The sequence below is a fragment of the Ulvibacter litoralis genome, assembly GCF_900102055.1.
GTDB classification, from domain to species: domain Bacteria; phylum Bacteroidota; class Bacteroidia; order Flavobacteriales; family Flavobacteriaceae; genus Ulvibacter; species Ulvibacter litoralis.
Map to the genome: position 1 here is coordinate 187078 of NZ_FNBA01000004.1, position 19104 is coordinate 206181.

Annotated in this window: 13 protein-coding genes; 8 read left to right on the forward strand and 5 right to left on the reverse strand. The window is 33.6% G+C overall.

Translation table 11 applies throughout. The features are described 5' to 3' along the window. Positions 1–15 precede the first annotated feature (15 nt). Positions 16–1509, forward strand: coding sequence for an aminotransferase class V-fold PLP-dependent enzyme (locus BLQ00_RS13345; protein WP_093144819.1), 1494 nt, complete (start codon positions 16–18; stop codon positions 1507–1509). A gap of 11 nt (positions 1510–1520) precedes the next feature. On the opposite strand, the gene BLQ00_RS13350 is transcribed toward BLQ00_RS13345, so the two are convergent. Next, the gene (locus tag BLQ00_RS13350; RefSeq protein WP_093144820.1) at positions 1521–2411 is read right to left on the reverse strand and encodes a lysophospholipid acyltransferase family protein; all 891 of its coding nucleotides are present in this window, start codon (positions 2409–2411) and stop codon (positions 1521–1523) included. Positions 2412–2547: 136 nt separating this feature from the next. Here BLQ00_RS13350 and BLQ00_RS13355 point away from each other — a divergent pair, with 136 nt between their 5' ends. Next, positions 2548–3195 (forward strand): rhomboid family intramembrane serine protease, encoded by a 648-nt coding sequence (locus tag BLQ00_RS13355; protein ID WP_093144821.1) that lies wholly within the window; start codon positions 2548–2550, stop codon positions 3193–3195. 13 nt (positions 3196–3208) lie between these two features. Further along, positions 3209–3889 (forward strand): SIMPL domain-containing protein, encoded by a 681-nt coding sequence (locus BLQ00_RS13360; RefSeq protein WP_093144822.1) that lies wholly within the window; start codon positions 3209–3211, stop codon positions 3887–3889. Here the strand turns inward: BLQ00_RS13360 and BLQ00_RS13365 are convergent, their stop codons facing one another. Continuing rightward, positions 3890–5002 (reverse strand): TlpA disulfide reductase family protein, encoded by a 1113-nt coding sequence (locus tag BLQ00_RS13365; protein ID WP_093144823.1) that lies wholly within the window; start codon positions 5000–5002, stop codon positions 3890–3892. Positions 5003–5140: 138 nt separating this feature from the next. Between BLQ00_RS13365 and BLQ00_RS13370 the strand changes: the two genes are divergently transcribed. After that, positions 5141–7513, forward strand: coding sequence for a GAF domain-containing protein (locus tag BLQ00_RS13370; RefSeq protein WP_093144824.1), 2373 nt, complete (start codon positions 5141–5143; stop codon positions 7511–7513). 3 nt (positions 7514–7516) lie between these two features. Here BLQ00_RS13370 and BLQ00_RS13375 read toward each other — a convergent pair whose 3' ends face one another. Beyond that, a complete protein-coding gene (locus tag BLQ00_RS13375) occupies positions 7517–8704 on the reverse strand; it encodes a Pycsar system effector family protein (RefSeq protein ID WP_093144825.1) in 1188 nt (395 codons plus the stop codon). A gap of 50 nt (positions 8705–8754) precedes the next feature. Between BLQ00_RS13375 and BLQ00_RS13380 the strand changes: the two genes are divergently transcribed. Further along, positions 8755–12459 carry a metallophosphoesterase gene (locus BLQ00_RS13380; RefSeq protein WP_093144826.1) on the forward strand — a complete coding sequence of 1235 codons (3705 nt, stop codon included), beginning with the start codon at positions 8755–8757 and terminating at the stop codon, positions 12457–12459. Here BLQ00_RS13380 and BLQ00_RS13385 read toward each other — a convergent pair. After that, complete coding sequence (locus BLQ00_RS13385; RefSeq protein ID WP_093144827.1) at positions 12449–13312, reverse strand: esterase-like activity of phytase family protein; 864 nt, start codon at positions 13310–13312, stop codon at positions 12449–12451. The genes BLQ00_RS13380 and BLQ00_RS13385 overlap by 11 nt on opposite strands. Positions 13313–13328: 16 nt before the next feature. Beyond that, positions 13329–13820 (reverse strand): Dps family protein, encoded by a 492-nt coding sequence (locus BLQ00_RS13390; protein WP_093144828.1) that lies wholly within the window; start codon positions 13818–13820, stop codon positions 13329–13331. A gap of 203 nt (positions 13821–14023) precedes the next feature. Between BLQ00_RS13390 and cysQ the strand changes: the two genes are divergently transcribed. The 3 genes from cysQ (at position 14024) to BLQ00_RS13405 (ending at position 19034) form a co-directional block, all read left to right on the forward strand. Then, positions 14024–14833, forward strand: a complete 810-nt coding sequence (gene cysQ, locus BLQ00_RS13395) for a 3'(2'),5'-bisphosphate nucleotidase CysQ (RefSeq protein WP_093144829.1) — start codon at positions 14024–14026, stop codon at positions 14831–14833. A gap of 159 nt (positions 14834–14992) precedes the next feature. After that, on the forward strand, positions 14993–17404 hold the full coding sequence (locus BLQ00_RS13400) for an SLBB domain-containing protein (RefSeq protein WP_093144830.1): 2412 nt from the start codon (positions 14993–14995) through the stop codon (positions 17402–17404). A 202-nt stretch (positions 17405–17606) separates the two neighbouring features. Continuing rightward, complete coding sequence (locus BLQ00_RS13405; protein ID WP_093144831.1) at positions 17607–19034, forward strand: lipopolysaccharide biosynthesis protein; 1428 nt, start codon at positions 17607–17609, stop codon at positions 19032–19034. Positions 19035–19104 lie beyond the last annotated feature (70 nt).

The following is a 19104-nucleotide window of genomic DNA, read 5'->3' on the forward strand; positions in this document are numbered from 1 at the left end:
GTTTAAAGTGATAAAATGACAACGCTAACCAACCAAACGACAACTAAACTTGAAGATTATTTCGATTCATTTCGAGAGCAAATTTTAGGGATAGATCAAACTTTTATGTCTCCTTTTGGAGAACAAAAAATTGTCTATACCGATTGGACTGCTAGCGGAAGGTTGTATCGTCCTATTGAAGAAAAAATGCTTCATAAGTTTGGCCCTTTTGTAGCCAATACCCATACTGAAACTTCAGTAATGGGGACTACGATGACGCGCGCCTATCATCATGCACGTACAATTATAAAGGAGCATGTAAATGCAAATAGTGACGATGTCTTGTTAACCTGCGGAACAGGAATGACTGGGGTTATTAATAAATTTCAACGCATTTTGGGATTAAAAGTTCCTGAAGTACTAAAAGATAAAGTTGAAATTTCTGAAGCGCAGCGACCTATTCTCTTCATATCTCACATGGAGCATCATAGCAACCAAACCTCATGGTTAGAAACCATAGCAAAGGTTGTAGTGATACCCTGTAACGAAGTAGGTCTCTTTTGTTTAGAAAATTTTAAGCGTGTATTAGAAGAGTATAAAGATGCTTCTTATAAAATAGCTTCTATCACAAGTTGCTCTAACGTAACTGGGATTAAAACACCCTATTACGAAGTGGCAAAATTAATGCACCGAGAAGGGGGATTATGTTTTGTAGATTTTGCTTGCTCTGCGCCCTATATTGATATAGATATGCATCCTGAAAATGATCCTGAGGCCTATTTAGATGCAGTTTTCATGTCGCCGCATAAATTTTTGGGCGGACCAGGAACAAGTGGTGTTCTTTTATTCAACAAAAAATTATACCGAAATAAAATTCCTGACAATCCTGGAGGAGGAACTGTAACTTGGACCAATCCTTGGGGAAAACATAAGTATATAGACGACATTGAAGAGAGAGAAGATGGAGGAACTCCAGGGTTTCTACAAGTAATTAGAGTTTCTCTAGCAATGCGTCTTAAAGAACAAATGGGAGTTTCTAATATTATAGAGCGAGAGCACGAACTATTAGCTATTATTTTTGATCGTTTAAATCAATGTGATGCTGTTTCAATTTTAGCGGGAGAACATACTGATCGATTAGGAGTTATTTCATTAACAATAAAAAACACATATCATAATCTTGTTGTGAAAATGCTGAATGACCGTTTTGGGATTCAGTCACGCGGAGGCTGTAGTTGCGCAGGAACCTACGGACACTATTTGTTGGGAATAGGAGAATTAGAATCTGAAAATATAATAACAAAGGTTGAAGCTGGTACCTGCGAAGTAAAACCAGGGTGGGTTCGAATTTCAATTCATCCAACTACGACAACTGCTGAGGTTGAGTTTGTGTGTGAAAGTATTATTGCTGTGGCTGAAAACTATTCAGAATGGAAAAAAGAATATGTGTTAACGAATGGGAACTACGAACATGTCTCAGAAAAATTAAATCCAATAGGCGAATTATCTGAAGCTTGGTTTCAGTTCTAATATTTCAGTGCTTATAGAAATTCTTGCGGTACTTTATCTCTGTGCTTCCATCGTTTATGTGTCCATAAATAGTATTCAGGGGCCGCATAAATTTGCGCTTCTACAAGCTTTAAAAAAGCATCTGTAATTTCGTAGTCTTTAAACTCTCTAGGTGTTAACGTAATTGTTTTGAAAGTAGCTTCATAATACCCTCTTTTAACTTTGTCTATAGCACAAAATAATACAGGCATGTCCAGCTTTTTTGCAACAAGTTCGGCGCCGGTATACGCAGGAACTTTAATATTCATGAAGTTTTGCCAATGATAGGCACTTTGTGCTTTTGGTGACTGATCTGACACAAAACCATTTAGAGTTAATTCTCCTTTCGCATCAGATTCTAGTAGCGTTGGGATTGTTTCTTTTGTGGTGATTAAAAAACTGTTATATTTCGCTCTAATACGTCTTATCATCGCGTCAAAATACTTATTGTCAAGTTTCTTGTACACTGCATGTGTTTTATAATTGATGTATTTCTGAAGGATGAAAATCCATTCCCAGCTTCCATAATGTGCAAGCACCAATACGATGCTTTTGTTTTGTGCTTCAATTTCACGAACAACTTCAATGTTTGTTGGTACAAAGCGTTTTAAAAGTTCTTTTTCAGAAATAGTAAGCGATTTTATAAATTCAACAATCATATCACAAAGATGATGGTAGAACTTTTTTTCAATTTCTTTTCGCTCTTCGGAAGACTTTTCAGGAAAGGCAAGTGATAGGTTTTCACGCACCGTTTTTTTGCGATAGCCTATAATAGAATGAATAAGAATGTATAGTCCATCCGAGATAAAATACAAAACTCTCATCGGTAATATGGATAGAATCCACAAAATGGGATATACTAAAATATAAACAAGTAATTGCATAGCTAAATTTACAGCAAAACTAAGTATTTTTGATAAGTAGTTAGAATTCTAAAGCAGTATTAACTTAAAAAATAATACAATAGTTTCAGAAAGTACTGCAACACATAATAGTTACATTTTTTTAGCCTCTATAACAATGCAAAATATAAATATTGCTACCCTCATCATTATTGCTGCAAACGTATTAATTTCTTTAAAAGGGTTTAAAGATTTTACATTTTTTGAAAAGTATAAGTTTAACATTGCCGGTATTCGTCGTGGCGAGCAAATTAGAATGTTTACTTCAGGGTTTTTACATGCAGATTTTAATCACTTATTGTTCAATATGCTAACACTTTATTTTTTTGCAGGTGTAGTTATTGGATATGTTGGGGTTTCAAAATTTATCGCAATATACATTGCCAGTTTACTTTTTGGTAGTTTACTTTCTTATTTCTTTCACAAAGACGAATACCATTATAGTGCAGTAGGGGCAAGTGGGGCCGTGACTGGGGTTTTGTATTCGGCAATTTTATTTATTCCAAATGAAAACTTATACTTGTTTTTTGCAATTCCAATTCCGGCGTGGATTTTTGGATTGGCATATTTGTTGTATTCTATTTACGGTATGAAAAACAAAGTTGGAAATATTGGTCACGATGCGCATTTAGGAGGTGCTATTGCGGGCTATATTTTAACCATTGCTTTTGCGCCTTATTTGCTGCAAACTAGTTTGTGGATTGTTGCCATTCTAGCTTTTCCAATTATACTTCTTTTTCTACTACATAAAACAGGAAAAATTTAAAAACAAAAAATCTATGAAAACTGTAAACACATTATTAATCTTATTATTTAGTACTATGATGATCGCTCAAAACACACCACAACCTACAATAGATGTTACTGGAGAGGGAATTGTTTATGTGGTTCCTGACGAAGCAACAATTAATGTTCGTGTAGAAAACGAAGGGCAAGAACCTAAGCAATTAAAAAATGAAAATGACGCTATCGTTAGTGAGGTTCTTTCGACCATTAAACAAATGGGGATAAAAGATAAAGATATGCAAACAGAGTATGTACAGTTAAGTAAAAACTTCGATTACAATACTAAAACCTATAGTTATAAAGCAAACCAATCTATTTCAATAAAGGTGCGAGATTTAAAAAAATACGAACCTCTAATGAATGCACTTTTAGAAAGCGGTATAAACCGAATAGACAATGTTTCCTTTTCTTCTTCTAAGAGTGAAGCGTTAGAATCTCAAGCTCGTAAAAAAGCCATTGAGAATGCTAAGATGAAAGCAGAAGAATACGTAGGAGCTTTAAACCAATCGATAGGTAAAGCCATTTCAATAAGTGAACAAAGAAGTTCAAATGGGCCGCAACCTGTATATCGTACGATGGCAAAAGCAAGCAGTGCTTCTGATGGAAGAGAAACAATAGCTCTTGGTGAAATAGAAATAAAAGCTAACGTAAACGTTAGCTTTTTATTAAATTAATTACTCTCCAAGCAAAGAAGCTATTTTAGCCTCTAATGCTGGCCCTCTAAGGTTTTTAGCAATAATCTTTCCTTCTTCATCTAACAAAAATGTAGCAGGAATAGAACGCACACCGTATTGAGCAGCAATTGGATCTTTCCAAGACTGTAAGTTAGAAACATGGTACCAGTCCATATTGTCATCGGCGATGGCTTTTATCCATCGATCTTTTTGACCTGCTTTGTCTAAAGAAACACTTATGATATTTAAACCCTTATCGTGGTATTTGTTATACACACGTACCACATTTGGGTTTTCTACTCTACAAGGACGACACCAAGAAGCCCAAAAGTCGATAATAGTATATTTTCCTAATGTTTCTTGAAGCGATAACATAGTACCTTCAGGTGTGGGAGCTGTAAATTGTGGTGCCAATCCTCCGATTTCTGATTTTTGCATCCCAGCAATCGATTTATTTAGCGTTTTTGTTATTTCTGAAGCGGCTACTTTAGGAGATAGTTTTGTTACTATTTCTGAAGCTTCAGCAACCGTAATGTCTTTTTTAGAAACCATTTCAGAAAGAAGCATCACAGAAAAGATACTATTGGTGTTTTCTGTAACAAATTGCTTTTTATATGCGGCTTCTTCAGCTAAAATTGCTTTGTTTTCAGCTTGTATCTGACTTACAAGCAAATTGTCTTGTTGTTCTCGTGCTGTTTTAAAACGTGCAATATTGTTTTGTTTTTGTGAGTTAAAACCTCTAATTTTTTGAGAGAAGTCTCTATATGCTTTGTTTTGGTTACCACCAACCACAAACGATGATTGAATACTATCTTTGTATAAAGTAACTTTTAAATCTTCATTTTCAGGAAAAAATATAACGTTACCATTGTACTTTGCTATGTTGAAATAGTTGATATTTGCACCCTCAGTTTTTGGTAACATTCCGGAAAATTTTCCGTCTTGTACAAGTAGGGTATCTAATGCCTTTGGTTGATTGTTTTCGATGGTAAATACGATAACTGGAGTGTTGTTGTCAAATCCTTCAGCAGTACCATCAATTGAATAGGTATCTTTGTTTGTATTACAAGATACAATAGAAAGTGTAAGTAATACGGCAAATAAGCGTCTCATAAGTATGTGTGTTTTTCAGAAACAAAAATAGTTGTTATATATTCTGAAAAAAAATGATAGAACGAAAATATTGCTTGTTAAACGAGATATTAATCTCAATAATTGTTAAATTTATACGTAAATAGCTACTCTTAAAAAATGAAAACACTAAAAGAAGAATTTCCTTTAGAAATCAAAATTGGTTTTAAAAAGGTGTTTGATCATTATCAGCGTGTTTTAGATTCTGACACTTCAGTTTCTAAAGTACGTGCTGCTGAAGTGATGGCTATTGCGAAACAATACCCTATTTTATCTGAAGGCCTTACTTCAGAACAAGAATTAAAACAATACCAGCCGCAAATTGACATTCTTTTGGATGATATGTTTGCACCTGTACTTGGGACGAATGAAATTAAAACAGCAACGATCCCAATGCAAGAGCTTGTTTTTAAAGCCACGCCACGCTATACAGCGATTTTAAATGCAGCTGGTGAAGGATTTAAAATGGAGCTCGTTAATTTTAATGATGACAATTCGTACATCATGGCGTGTAGCATCATTTTAAACATGTATTATGGCTACAATGCCGATTTTAAACGTCCATTTCATTACAATATTCCTGATGTAAATGGTAGAATTCGTAATTATAGAGTTCTTTACAACGCCGATTTTATTACGATAGATCGTACCGAAGCTGCAAAAGAGATTACAGAAGCAGACTTTTTAGAGTTACTCGAAAATTTTGATGATGTAGAAGTTTGGAAAGAAAAATTTCCTCCAGGAGGATATATTTCAAATGGTTTTATAATTGCAAATCTTTACGATGCCACCACCGATGTGTCGTTGTCTAACTTTAAAGCTTCTCTTTTACGGAACGAAACCAATATTAAATTTAATATCGATGAGTTTCAGAATATCTTACAATCTATTTTTAACCTTCCAGAAATTAAAATAGGATTCACATCTTTTAATGATGAAGAGGGTCTTTTTGAACAGGTTCCTGCTAAAATGAATGTGAATAGCTATGTTTTAAATGGAAAAGAAACAGAGTCGTGTGTAAATGCACTTTGTGATAAATCTTACACCGCTTTATTTCAAAAGAAAGAAACCTACAGTATTTCAGATGTTCCTCATTATTATAAATTATATCCAGAAAATAAATTGTATAAGAAACTATACAAACAAGGGATACAAAGTGCTATTATTGCCGCACTTTATACTGGAGGAAAAGTTTTAGGGTTGTTAGAGATTGTATCTCCAAATAGAAGAGATTTAAATACTGTAAACGCCAGTAAACTTCAGGATGTTTTACCTTTTTTAATAGATTCTATTCATAAAACAAAAAAGAATGAAGAAGATACTATTGAGTTATTAATTCAAAGTGAATGTACTTCAATTCATCCAAGTGTACATTGGAAATTTCGAAAAGAAGCGAGAAGAGTTTTAAAATCTCAAAACACAAAAAATATACTTTCTTTTAGAGAGGTTGTGTTTGAAGATGTTTATCCTTTGTACGGTCAAATAGATATCAAAGGATCTTCCGAAGCAAGAAATGAGGCCACGAAATACGATCTTGTACTTCAGTTGAAACATGTTCAAAAAATTATAAAGAAGATTTTTAAACTAGAATCGTTGCCTATTTATGAGCAAATAGATTTCAGAATTCAAACTTTTTTAAATGAATTAGAAGAACAATTTCAAGTTGATAGTGAGCGATATATATTGAATTTTTTACGTTCAGAAATAATTCCTTTATACCAACATTTAAGCACTAAAAACGCTGATTTAAAAAGTCTTATTGCTGAATACTATAAATTAGTAGATAACGATAAAGGGTTTGTGTACAAACATCGAAAAGATTATGATGAGTCTGTCATGCTTATTAACAAAAAAATGGCCGCTATCTTAGATAAAAAGCAAGTTGAAGCACAGGCTATGTATCCACACTATTTTGAACGATTTAAATCGGATGGAGTAGAGCATAATTTATACATTGGTGAGTCTATTACAAAAGAAAATAGCTTCAATCCTATTTACTTGTATAATTTGCGATTGTGGCAATTACAGGTAATGTGTGAAATGGAAAATGAGTATTATAAGTTAAAAGAAAACTTATCGGTTCCGTTAGATGTGGCTTCTATGATTTTAGTTTTTGGAAGTTCACTATCCCTTCGCTTCCGTATGGATGAAAAACGATTTGATGTAGATGGAACGTACAATGCGCGTTACGAAGTTGTGAAAAAACGTGTTGATAAGGCCAATATTAAGGGAACAGACGAACGTGTTACACAAGCAGGTAAAATTTCTATAGTATACACTCAAAAAGAAGATGAAATAGAATTTTTACAATACATTTCCTTTTTACAAGCTAAAAAGCAGCTTGATAACGCTGTTGAAATTTTAGAATTAGAAGATCTACAAGGGGTTACAGGACTTAAAGCAATACGTGTAAAAGTATTGTATAGCAAAGGAAAAGACAGTGCAAAAGAATACTATACGTACGAGGATTTAATGGACGAAATTAGTTCGTAATCATTAATTGTTTACGAGTAGTTTAAACGAAATTGCAAAGGCAATTACAGATATAATTATTCCTGTCATAAATATGGCGTAAGTAAGTCTTAAAATTTTATATTTCCGTTGCAATACAATTCCTAAGAAATATAAATCTTTCGTCATCGATGAATAGATATAATCTTTGTCGTTTAGCATTTGATTCATTGCCCACTCAAATTCGGACAAGGTCATTTTGTGAAAATTTCCGAAGAACAATAGATTCACTTTTTTATTTTCCACGTCTTCTGTTGTAAACTTTCCAGAGGTGATATTAGGTCTCGTTGCTATAATTGAAAGTACCATAGAGATAACCGTAAAAAGCATAAAAATTCCTGTTGGAATAATTAAGTACTCATTAGAAGCATTGTCTAGTTTTGGTATTAAATTAGATAATGCGATTGAAATAATAATTGCATTTACAGAAAGTAAAATATTGGCCTTCGTATCTGCAATGTCACTAAGTTTAATGTGATTTTTTAAAGTAACTCTAAAAACACTTTGGATGGCTCTTTCAGGATTATCTTTTTTAAGTTCCTCCTTTAGCTCTTTAACTTCTTTTTTGCTTTCCTTTTTTAGTTTCTTTTTCTCTTCTTTAATCTTTTCTATATTGGCTTCTTTTAAAGGATTCCAATTTTTCTTAGCATAATCGGTATAAAAAGTGTGTTGTGATGTAAGCAAGTCAATATTGCCTGCAAGCCAATCTTTTTCACTGATGTCTTGTATGTCTTGTAGTTTTAATTCTAACCGAAGTAATTCGCTAGCTTCTTGAAAATAATTTTTAGCAAAATGAGAACAATCTGCATCTCTAATTATTTTTTCGAGTTCATTTTTGGGAAGAGAATCTAGTTTTGTGACTAAAATGCAAGCTGTAACTTTGTCTATAAGTGACTGACTAGCATTTTTCTCATTTAAAAAGTTTGTTGCGATACGAACACTTTCTTTTTCGTGTTCGTGTGCGCCATGTATGTACCCAGTATCATGCAGTATAGCAGCAAGCTGAAGTGCTTCAATATCTTCTGCACTGAGGGTACTGTTCTCTATAATTTCTTTTGTACTTTTAAGGACTCTTTTAGTATGTGTTAAATTATGGTACAAACAAGTGCTCGGCAAACTAGAAGCAAAGAGTGTTGTAATATACTGAAAAGCGTCATCAACTAATTGAGACATATAGTAAGTTTTACGACCAAATTACTAAAAATATACGCTGTATTTACCTTATGACGAAAATTAACATCTCTGTAACTTTAATACTATTATTATTTATAACTAGTTGTGCCACGTATTCTCCTAAATATAAGGAAGAAACAGTCCCTTTAACAGATACAATTGCTGATCGAGAATTGGATAAGACTTTTTTCTTGATTGGTGATGCGGGTGGTGCTAAAGTTGGAGAAACTACAAATACACTCAAAGCACTTAAGAAATATACAGACAGCACTGGCTCTAAAGGAGACTATGCCATCTTTTTAGGAGATAATATTTACGATAGTGGCTTACCGCCAAAAGATGCTTCTCATAGAAAGGAAGCAGAACACCGTTTGGATGTTCAAATAGAGGCACTTAAAGATTTTAAAGGCAGAGTGTTGTTTATTCCAGGAAATCATGATTGGTATGACGACGGGTTAGTGGGGTTAAAACGTCAAGAAGAATATATTGAAGATGCGTTAAACGATAATGAAAGTTTTCAACCAGAAAACGGGTGTCCAATTGAAAATATAGAGGTTTCAGAAAACATAGAACTCTTAGTTTTAGATACGCAATGGTATATTTCAGACTGGGATAAGCATCCTACAATGAATGATGAGTGTGATATTAACTCTCGAGAAGATTTCTTTTTAGAAATTGAAGGAGAACTTAAAAAGAACAACGGAAAAACCATTGTAATTGCAATGCATCATCCTGCTTATACCAACGGAATTCACGGAGGTGTTTATAATTTTCAGAAACATATATTTTCTACCAAACGGAAAATACCTTTGCCAATACTAGGAAGTTTAGTGACTCAAATTCGTTCGCAAGGTGGGGTTTCTCCTCAAGATAGATATAACCTTCGGTACAATGAATTGATGAAACGCCTTATTACAATGTCTAAATCAAGCGATAAAGTTGTTTTTGCCTCTGGACATGAACACAACCTTCAATACATTGAAAGTGAAGGGGTAAAGCAAATTGTTTCAGGTTCTGGTTCAAAAAGATCTGCGGCCAATTTAGGGCAAAATGGTTTGTTTTCATATGGAGGTGAAGGTTTTGCTGTATTAAATGTTTTTAAAGATGGCTCTTCTGAAGTGAATTTTTATGGAGCTCAAAACGGAACACCAAATTTAATGTTCTCAAAAAATGTGTACGAAAAAACACCCGATTATGATACTTCTCTTCTAGCTGAAGAGTTTGGAGTTTCTAGAGAAGTTTCAGTTTATAAAAAAGAGGATACTGAAAAATCCGATTCTTACAAATGGTTTTGGGGAGATCATTATCGCGATGTTTATGGAACCAATGTTTTAGTGCCGGTTGCAACTATAGATACCCTTATGGGTGGATTTACTGTGGAAAGAAAAGGAGGAGGGCATCAAACAAGATCACTTCGATTAATAGACAGTCGTAAAAGAAACTTTGCGTTACGAGCTGTAAAAAAGAGTGCAACTCAATTTTTACAAAAAGCGGTGTTTAAAGATATCTATGTGGAAGATGAATTTGAGAAAACTATAACGGAAGATGTATTGCTCGATTTTTATACTTCTAGTCATCCTTTTGCAACTTTTACTATCGGAACCCTCGCAGATGCCATTGGTGTTTATCATACAAACCCGATGATGTTTTATATGCCAAAACACAAGGCACTTGGGAATTATAATGATGAATTTGGAGACGAATTATATATTATTGAAGAACGTCCAGACGACGGCTTTGTAGATGTACCTTCATTTGGAAGTCCTGACGGAATTGATAGTACAAGTGATGTGTTAGAGAATCTTCGGAAGGATGAGAAATATAAAATTGACGAGCCTGCTTATATCAAAGCGCGTTTGTTCGATATGCTTTTAGGAGATTGGGATAGGCATCAAGATCAATGGCGTTGGTCCCGATTTGATATTTCGGATGATGAGAGTGTGTATCGTCCAATTCCGAGAGATAGAGACCAAGTGTTTTCTAATTATGACGGAGCATTGTTAGGAATTATACAAGCACTTGTTCCAACAACAAGAGCCTTTCAAGTATATGATGGAGACTTAAAAAATGTAAAGTGGATTAATTTCTCAGGAATCAAATTAGATAGAACCTTTACACAAAATACTGGTAGAGACGTTTGGTTGGCACAAGCTAAATACATTCAAGAACACCTAACCGATGAAGCCATCGATGAAGCATTTAGTAAATTACCGATAGAAGTACAAGGTGAAACTTCTAGAGATATTTCAGATAAGTTAAAAGAAAGACGTGGTAATATAGTTGCTATTGCAGAAGAATATTACAATCATTTAAGCAAACAAGTTATTATTACGGGTACCGATAAAGATGACTTTTTTGAAATAACTAGAGGAGATAAAACCACGACAATTACTGTTTCTAGAATTAAAGGAGGGGAAGTAAAAAAGCCGTTTAAAAAACGTGTTATAAATGCTTCGGAAACTAATGAAATTTGGGTTTATGGGTTAGACGATGATGATGAATTTTTGGTCAATGGAAGTGGGAAAAAACCAATTTTCACAAGAATAATAGGAGGTCAGAATAATGATGTCTATACCATGGAGAATGGTAAAAAAATAAAAGTGTACGATCATAAAACAAAACCCAATACCATTGTGAAGAAAGGAAGTGCAAGTTTCCGATTTAACAATATTTACGACAATAATACCTACGATTACAACCGATACATTAGCGCTGTAAATACAATTGTGCCTTCAGTGGGCTATAACCCTGATGATGGCGTGAAACTAGGGATACAAGATGTTTATATGACAAAAGGCTTTAAAAGCGACCCCTACGAATCGAAACATACGTTGAGCCTTGGATATTTTTTAGCGACTGAAGGTTTAGATTTACAATACACTGGAGAGTTTGCAAAAGCATTTGGTAAATGGAATGTCATTGTCTCTGGACGATATGCAAATGAAAGTTTTACACAAAACTACTTTGGTTTAGGGAATGATACTAAAAACTTTGATGATGATCTAGAAATGGATTACAATCGTGTAAAAACAGGAATTTACGGTGGACACATAGGATTGGTAAAAACAGGTCATTACGGTTCTAGAATTGCAATAACTACTGGTGTTGATAAAATTGAAGTTCAACAAACGGAAGGACGTTTTATCGCTTCTGTACTTCCTGCAGACAGTAAATTGTTTGAAAGTAATTTCTTTGGAAATGTAGACTTGGACTATAGTTATTCGGGTAGTGACAGTAAAGCGTTTCCAACTCGTGGAATGTACTTCGGACTTCGTGTTGGTGCGACAACCAATTTAGAAGAGACAAAAAATACATTTGGGTATATTCACCCTTCCTTAGAATTTATTAATGCATTAAGTCGCAACCGCAAACTAGTATTGAAAACAAAAGTACAAGGTCAGTTTAAATTAGGAAACAAATTTGAGTTTTATCAAGCGGCTGTTTTGGGAGCAAATACAGGCTTACGTGGATATAGAACACAACGTTTTGCTGGAAATAGTGCGTTGGCCTTTAACGCAGATATTAATTACAAGTTAATACAATTTAAAACAGGCCTATTGCCTTTACAAATGTCGCTTTTTGGAGGATATGATGTTGGGCGTGTTTGGTTGAAAGGAGAAGATTCTAATACGTGGCACACCGATTTTGGAGGTGGACTTGTCATTAATGCTGTTGATACGGTATCAGGAGAATTTGGGTTGTTTGGAGGGAAAGAAGGACCACGTTTTGCGTTCGGGTTCTTGGTTAGTCTGTAAGATTTAATTGATATACATTACCGCCGTTACTCTTATTGCGTTCATCTGTAATATATAGCGTTTTGGAGTCTTTAAAAGTAATTCCCTCTTTTTGGGAAGTGTATTTTAATTTGATTTCTTGAACAGTACCATTAAAAAAATCATCACCAGAATAATCGCTAAAAATGAATACTCTATTGTAGGTTAACAATGCAATATTTCCTGTGGTATAATCAATAGCGGCAGAGGTTACTTGACAGTGACTTTGCTTATTGCATGTTTGGAATGTTCCTAATAGTTTTGCTTCAGAAGCACCTTCAGAAGCATTTAATTTATACAATTTTGTGGTACCATCAAAGTCTTTACTTCTATTACGCGTAAAGAGATAAAAATGATTGTTCAAAAAGAAAAAGGATTCGATATCGTAATTGCGATCTTTCTTTTTTGGAGGGAACTTATCTTGATCTTCTAACGTAAAGTTTGTCTTGGTGACTTCTGCTTCCGAAGAAGAAATATTGGAAGCGTTTTTCAATGTATAAATCACAAGGTTTTTTCGGTCATTATTGTTATTACCAAAATCACCAATGTACAAATTTCCGTCAGGTGAAAAGGATAAATCCTCCCAGTCGATATTTGTAGCATTGGTGATATTAATTTCTAACTCAATTTTCCCGCTAATTGGATTAAAAGCATAGACTGCAGGTGAGTTTCCAGAGTCTTCTACCATCCACAACGTATTGTTTTTTGAATTGTATTCTGTTCCGCTAATTTCCTTTAATGATTTCGGGAGCGTTTCCTTTTTCGTTAGCACTCCATAGTCTTGACAGTTAGCTGTAAAAGCAGTTATTAGTAGAGCAAACAGAATTTTGGTCATGGATGGGATTTAGTAATTAGGCTTCAGGATGATTTTGATTCGTTTTCATAGTCCAAGCATCTAACATCCAGCTTACTTTTTCTAAGTTTCCGATGTATCCTCCAATTAAATCGATGGTTCCTTCGTCTTCAGCTTCAGTAGCTTTTTCAACAACAGTACGCATTTGTTTCAAAATGATTCCGTGATCTTTTAATAAGATTTTCACCATTTCAACGTCTTCTGTTTTAGAAGAAGATTCTTTTATTGATGACATTTTAAGGTAATCGGTAAAATTACTTGTAGGTTGGTAGCGAAGAGTTAAAATTCGTTCGGCAATTTCATCCACTTTAATTTTAGCATCTTCGTACATTTCTTCAAATTTTACGTGAAGGTCGAAAAAGTTTTTGCCTACCACGTTCCAATGAAAATTTCTAAGTTTTTGATAGTACAAATGATAATCAGCTAATAGAATATCAAGTTCTTTTACCGTTTCAGAAATTTCTTTTTTATTAAATTGTAAGTAGCTCATAATTGTGTTTTTTTATACATCAAAGATAAGAGAATTACAGCGTAAATGTAAGTAAAACCAGTGCTTTAGCCTTTAATTAACGTAAAACACTACAGGTTTAACAAACCCTTAGGATTCTTAAATTTTTCTTGATATGTGGGCTTTGTTTTTTTAAGGAATCGCTTTATAAAATGTATTTTTGCTTAGATATTAGTTAACTGTTTATGAAAGAAAATCTTACCATTGCCATACAAGCTGCTTTAGAGGCAGGTATAGAAATAATGAAGGTGTACGCAGCTCCTTTTAGTGTAAAACAAAAGGAGGATTGTTCTCCAGTAACTCTTGCAGATACAAAAGCAAATGATGTGATTACTCGTTATTTGGAAAAGACAAAGGATCCAATTATTAGCGAGGAAAGCAAGCAAATTGCCTATGCAGATAGAAAAGAGTGGACACACTATTGGTTGGTAGATCCATTGGATGGCACAAAGGAGTTTGTAAGTAGGAATGGGGAGTTTACCGTAAATATTGCTTTAATCGTGAACGGAATTCCGAAACTAGGGGTTATTTATATTCCAGTAACTAAAACCTTGTATTTTACGGGTTCAGATATGGCTTCAGCGTATAAAGTTGTACTTTCTAAGCATGATTGTACTCCTGCTGAAATTTTTTCAAATGCTTCGGAAATTTTTCCAGAAACGAAACCCACTTCCGAAGTTAAAATTTTAGGAAGTAGGTCGCACCTTACTGTTGAAACAGAGGTGTTTATTTCTGAAGAAAAAAAGAAAAGTACCATTCAATTTGTGCAAAAAGGGAGTTCTTTAAAATTTTGTTTGCTAGCGGAAGGTTTGGCGCATATATATCCGCGATTTTCTCCAACCATGGAGTGGGATACAGGCGCAGGACATGCGATTTGTAATGCTGTAGGCATAGAAGTTATTGATGTTACAACTCAAAAGCCATTACAATACAACAAAGAAATACTGATAAACAACAGTTTTATTTGTAGGACAAAGAGGGATATAATTAAATAAAAGCCCTATAATAAGTGAAAACCTGTGTTTTGGGTTGTCTAATTGTTGTAAGAGAAATAAAAGAATACCTATATTTGCAAACTTGAAATAACGTGTACTCATACCATTTTAAAGCAGTATCGTTTGTTTTATACTTTTTACATCTAATTTAGTTAAAAAATGAAAATTACTTTTAACCGTATTAATTTTATAGGTTTTTTATTTGCCTTTTTTGTTTCCTTTACATTGCTGTCGCAATCGATACCTAGTGATTTAAATAGTTTAGATGATAAAGAAATTTTAGGCTATTGGCAACAAGCACAAGCACAGGGGTACACTTTGGCTCAAGTAAAAGCATTGGCTTTAGCAAGAGGTGTTTCGCCATCTAAAATAGCTGAGTTAGAAGGTAAATTAAGTGGTATGTCTGCCTCTCCAGGCTCCATGTCGGATAGCCAAATAGATACTTCTTTAGATATAGTAAAAGGAGATTTAGAAGGATTCACAGGTAGTGAGGTTAAAAAAGAGATAAAAGATCCGCTTTTTGGATATGATTTTTTTAACAATGTAAATATTACGTTCACGCCCAATATTAATTTAGCGACACCTGCAAATTATCAATTAGGTCCTGGAGATGAACTGGTAATTTCAATATGGGGAGCTGCAGAGAACACTTACAATCTTTCTGTAAATAGGGAGGGATCTATTCGTTTAAACGGGATAGCGCCTATATATGTAAACGGATTATCTATAGAGGAGGCAACTAAGAAAATTAAAGGAGCTTTAAGTAGAATATATGCAGGAGTAAACGAACGGGAAAATAGTCCTTACAAGGTTTTTGTGGGAGTTTCATTAGTAAATGTACGAACAGTGCAAGTTGATATTATTGGTGAAGTAAAAGTACCAGGAACGTACTCTTTAAGTGCATTGTCTTCAGTGTTGAATGCGTTATACGCTTCAGGAGGGCCTACCAAACAAGGTACCTTTAGAGATATTAGATTGATACGTAACGGTAAAGAAGTTGCCTCTTTTGATGTTTATGACTATTTGATTAATGGTTCTCAAGAAGGGAATAAAAACTTGAGAGATCAAGATGTTATCATTGTGTCTCCTTACAAATCGAGAGTGCAAGTAAGTGGTGGTGTAAAAAGACCAGGTATTTATGAAATATTACCTTCGGAAAATTTGAATGATTTGTTAACATATGTGAGTGGTTTTAAGTCGAATGCGTATAGAGATCGAATTGTTCTAGAAAGAATTGAAGGTGATAGAATGGTGGTAAAAGAGTTGCTTACTAAAAACGCATTAGCAGAAGGTTTAAAAGACGGTGATAATCTTATTGTAAAAAACATTATTGATAAGTTTGAGAACCGAATTGAAATTGAAGGAGCGGTGTATAGACCAGGAAAATATGAGCTTACAGAAGGGTTAACATTAAAAGGACTTATAGAGAAATCTGCAGGTTTAACAGAATTAGCGTTTTCTACAAGAGCATTGCTTTTTAGAACAGATGATAATATTAAGCAAACAGTAGTTCCTTTTTCGGTTACTTCTGTAATGAATGGAGAAAAAGATATTGTTTTAAAGCCTAACGATCGGGTTCGTATTTTTAATAAATACAATCTTGAAGAACAAGGATTTTTAACCATATCGGGTGCTGTAAACTCACCAGATAAATTTCCTTACATGGAAAATATGACGATTGAAGATTTAATTTTATTAGGAGGAGGTTTAAAAAAAGAGGCGAATAGTAGTGTTATTGATATTTATAGAAAAATTACTGATGATAACTATGAAACCCTTACAGAAAGTTTTAAGATAGCTGCTAATGGAAAATTGACATTAGATTCTGGCGATTCATTCCAATTGCAACCCAACGATCGCGTTTCTGTTCGTTATTTAATGGGAGTTTACGAATCAGTAAATGTTTCAGTTAATGGAGAGGTAAGTTATCCAGGGGCATATTCTATTGAAACAAAAGATGAAAAAATTTCTGATTTAGTGATGAAGGCTGGAGGTATTTCTCCTTACGCTTTCGTAAAAGGAGCTACATTGATCCGAAAAAATCCATATCATAAAGAAATGCTACAGAATACTACAGTGGCATTTTTGTCAGAAAAAGAGGGCTCAGGAAGTGAAAGTATCGATTTGAATAACAGAGCTTCTTTTCGTGTAGGTATTGATTTAGAGAAAATATTGAAAGATCCAAACTCTAAACATAATTTAGTATTGAAAAACGGCGACATTTTAGACATCCCGTCTGTGATGCAAACAGTAAAAGTAGATGGAGAAGTATTAGTGCCTTCGTTGGTTCGTTTTGATAAGTCGTTTACATTAAAAGATTATATCAATAGATCTGGTGGATTTTCATCCAATGCAAAAAAAGGAAAAGCATATGTTATATATTCTAATGGAGATATAGCTGCAACCAAACATTTTTTATTCTTTAGAAATTATCCAAAATTAGAACCTGGAGCTGCAGTTATTATACCAACCAAGCCGGAACGAAAAGACGGTTTAAACACACAAGAAGTTATAGGGCTTACTACTGGCTTAGCAACACTTGGATTGCTTATTAATAGTATAATTAAGTAGTAGCTAATTTCACAGAATATTTTGTCATGAACCTATCTTGAAGTTAAATCAAGATAGGTTTTTATTTTTTTTTGCATAATAGAATGCATCTAAATTATCGGTTTTATTTTTGAAAGGATAAGATTCTGACGTGCCCACGTATTTTTTGATATCTTTATTGATTAAAAGCTTTGAAATAGCTGGCTTTTGATTATAACTGTTGATGGCTTTAGATAAATTATTAAAAAAAGGGTTGCTTTGGAGTGCTTTAGAAGTATTAGTTAAGCGTGTTTTCGACTTCTTTGTTAAACTTGTTTTAGCACGACTTTTATTTCCCGAAGAGTTTGGTGTAGTAGGTATGGCAGCTGTTTTCACTACATTTGTACAAGTGGTTTCAGAAATGGGTATAGGAGCTGCTTTAATTCAACGAAAAAAAGAAGAGCTAAAGGAAATTCATTTTCAGACTGCATTTTGGTTCGGTTTCGTTTGGAGTGTTGTATTATATCTTTTGGTTTTCTTCGTTTTGACTCCTTTAATTGCTGATTTTTACAATGAACCGATTTTGTTAAAAGTCATTCCTATTTTAAGTCTTCCAATTCTAATAAGTTCTATCAATAATGTAAACAAGGCACAACTCATGCGGGAGCTTGATTTTAAGAAGTTGGCTATTGTAAATAACTCATCGAGTATTATTGCTGGAGTAGGAGCTATACTACTTGCTGTGAATGATTTTGGAATTTGGGCGTTGGTTTTTAATGCTGTAGTCCCATTTTTTGTTGCGATTCCATTATTATTTTATGCTACAAAATGGGTTCCTAAGTTGGTGTGGGATCGTGTTGCTTTTAAGGAGATTTTTAGTTTTGGAATTTATACATTCGGAACAGCACTAATTTTAAACATCGCTGCAAATATTGATTACTTAGTAATAGGGAAATTAGTCGATGCTGCAGCGCTAGGAGCTTATACGTTAGCATTTATGTTAACAGGCTTAGTGAGTTCTCAAATAACAAGCATGTTAAATAGAGTTATGTTTCCATTTTATAGCTCCATACAATCAAATATAAATAATGTTAAAAGTTATTACCTTAAAGTAGTTGGATATAGCGCGTTGTTAATTTATCCCATTATGTTATCATTAATTGTTTTGGCTGGGCCTATACTTTCAATGTTATTTGGTGATAAATGGGTAGATACTAAGGTTCCGTTGCGGATTCTTTCCGTAGCAGTTTTAGTGAACGTTTTTACAAGTAGTTATAATTTATTGTATAGAAGTTTAGGACGACCTAGATTAGAAATGAAAATTCTTTTTTGTATGCTAATATTTGTAATTATTCCCTCAATAACTATAGGAGGGTATTATTATGATGTGAGAGGTGTCGCTTACGGAATCCTTTTGGCTTCGATTATTAATTTTGTAGTTGTCTCAATACTACTGTACCGTCATTTTAATATCAGATTAATTACAATAGTAAAGCAATTGATGCCTTCAATTATAGCATTTATTCTTACATTTTATATTATTACGAGTCTATATTTATATACTGAAATACATTCCATTATTTTATTGGTATTTCTATTTGTTGTTTTTTATTCTATTTGCTACCTTTTTTATAAGAAAGAAGTAAAAAATATATTCAAGAAGTTTATTTAAAAAAAGAACTAATGTGTTATATGTTTCTTTCTGTCAAACAATTACATAGTTATATTGTTTTTTTTTAGGC

Bases quoted from the DNA above. Each gene is read 5' to 3' on its own strand.
- BLQ00_RS13345 (WP_093144819.1), top strand. From the start codon at position 16: ATGACAACGCTAACCAACCAAACGACAACTAAACTTGAAGATTATTTC.
- BLQ00_RS13350 (WP_093144820.1), bottom strand. From the start codon at position 2,411: ATGCAATTACTTGTTTATATTTTAGTATATCCCATTTTGTGGATTCTA.
- BLQ00_RS13355 (WP_093144821.1), top strand. From the start codon at position 2,548: ATGCAAAATATAAATATTGCTACCCTCATCATTATTGCTGCAAACGTA.
- BLQ00_RS13360 (WP_093144822.1), top strand. From the start codon at position 3,209: ATGAAAACTGTAAACACATTATTAATCTTATTATTTAGTACTATGATG.
- BLQ00_RS13365 (WP_093144823.1), bottom strand. From the start codon at position 5,002: ATGAGACGCTTATTTGCCGTATTACTTACACTTTCTATTGTATCTTGT.
- BLQ00_RS13370 (WP_093144824.1), top strand. From the start codon at position 5,141: ATGAAAACACTAAAAGAAGAATTTCCTTTAGAAATCAAAATTGGTTTT.
- BLQ00_RS13375 (WP_093144825.1), bottom strand. From the start codon at position 8,704: ATGTCTCAATTAGTTGATGACGCTTTTCAGTATATTACAACACTCTTT.
- BLQ00_RS13380 (WP_093144826.1), top strand. From the start codon at position 8,755: ATGACGAAAATTAACATCTCTGTAACTTTAATACTATTATTATTTATA.
- BLQ00_RS13385 (WP_093144827.1), bottom strand. From the start codon at position 13,312: ATGACCAAAATTCTGTTTGCTCTACTAATAACTGCTTTTACAGCTAAC.
- BLQ00_RS13390 (WP_093144828.1), bottom strand. From the start codon at position 13,820: ATGAGCTACTTACAATTTAATAAAAAAGAAATTTCTGAAACGGTAAAA.
- cysQ (WP_093144829.1), top strand. From the start codon at position 14,024: ATGAAAGAAAATCTTACCATTGCCATACAAGCTGCTTTAGAGGCAGGT.
- BLQ00_RS13400 (WP_093144830.1), top strand. From the start codon at position 14,993: ATGAAAATTACTTTTAACCGTATTAATTTTATAGGTTTTTTATTTGCC.
- BLQ00_RS13405 (WP_093144831.1), top strand. From the start codon at position 17,607: ATGGCTTTAGATAAATTATTAAAAAAAGGGTTGCTTTGGAGTGCTTTA.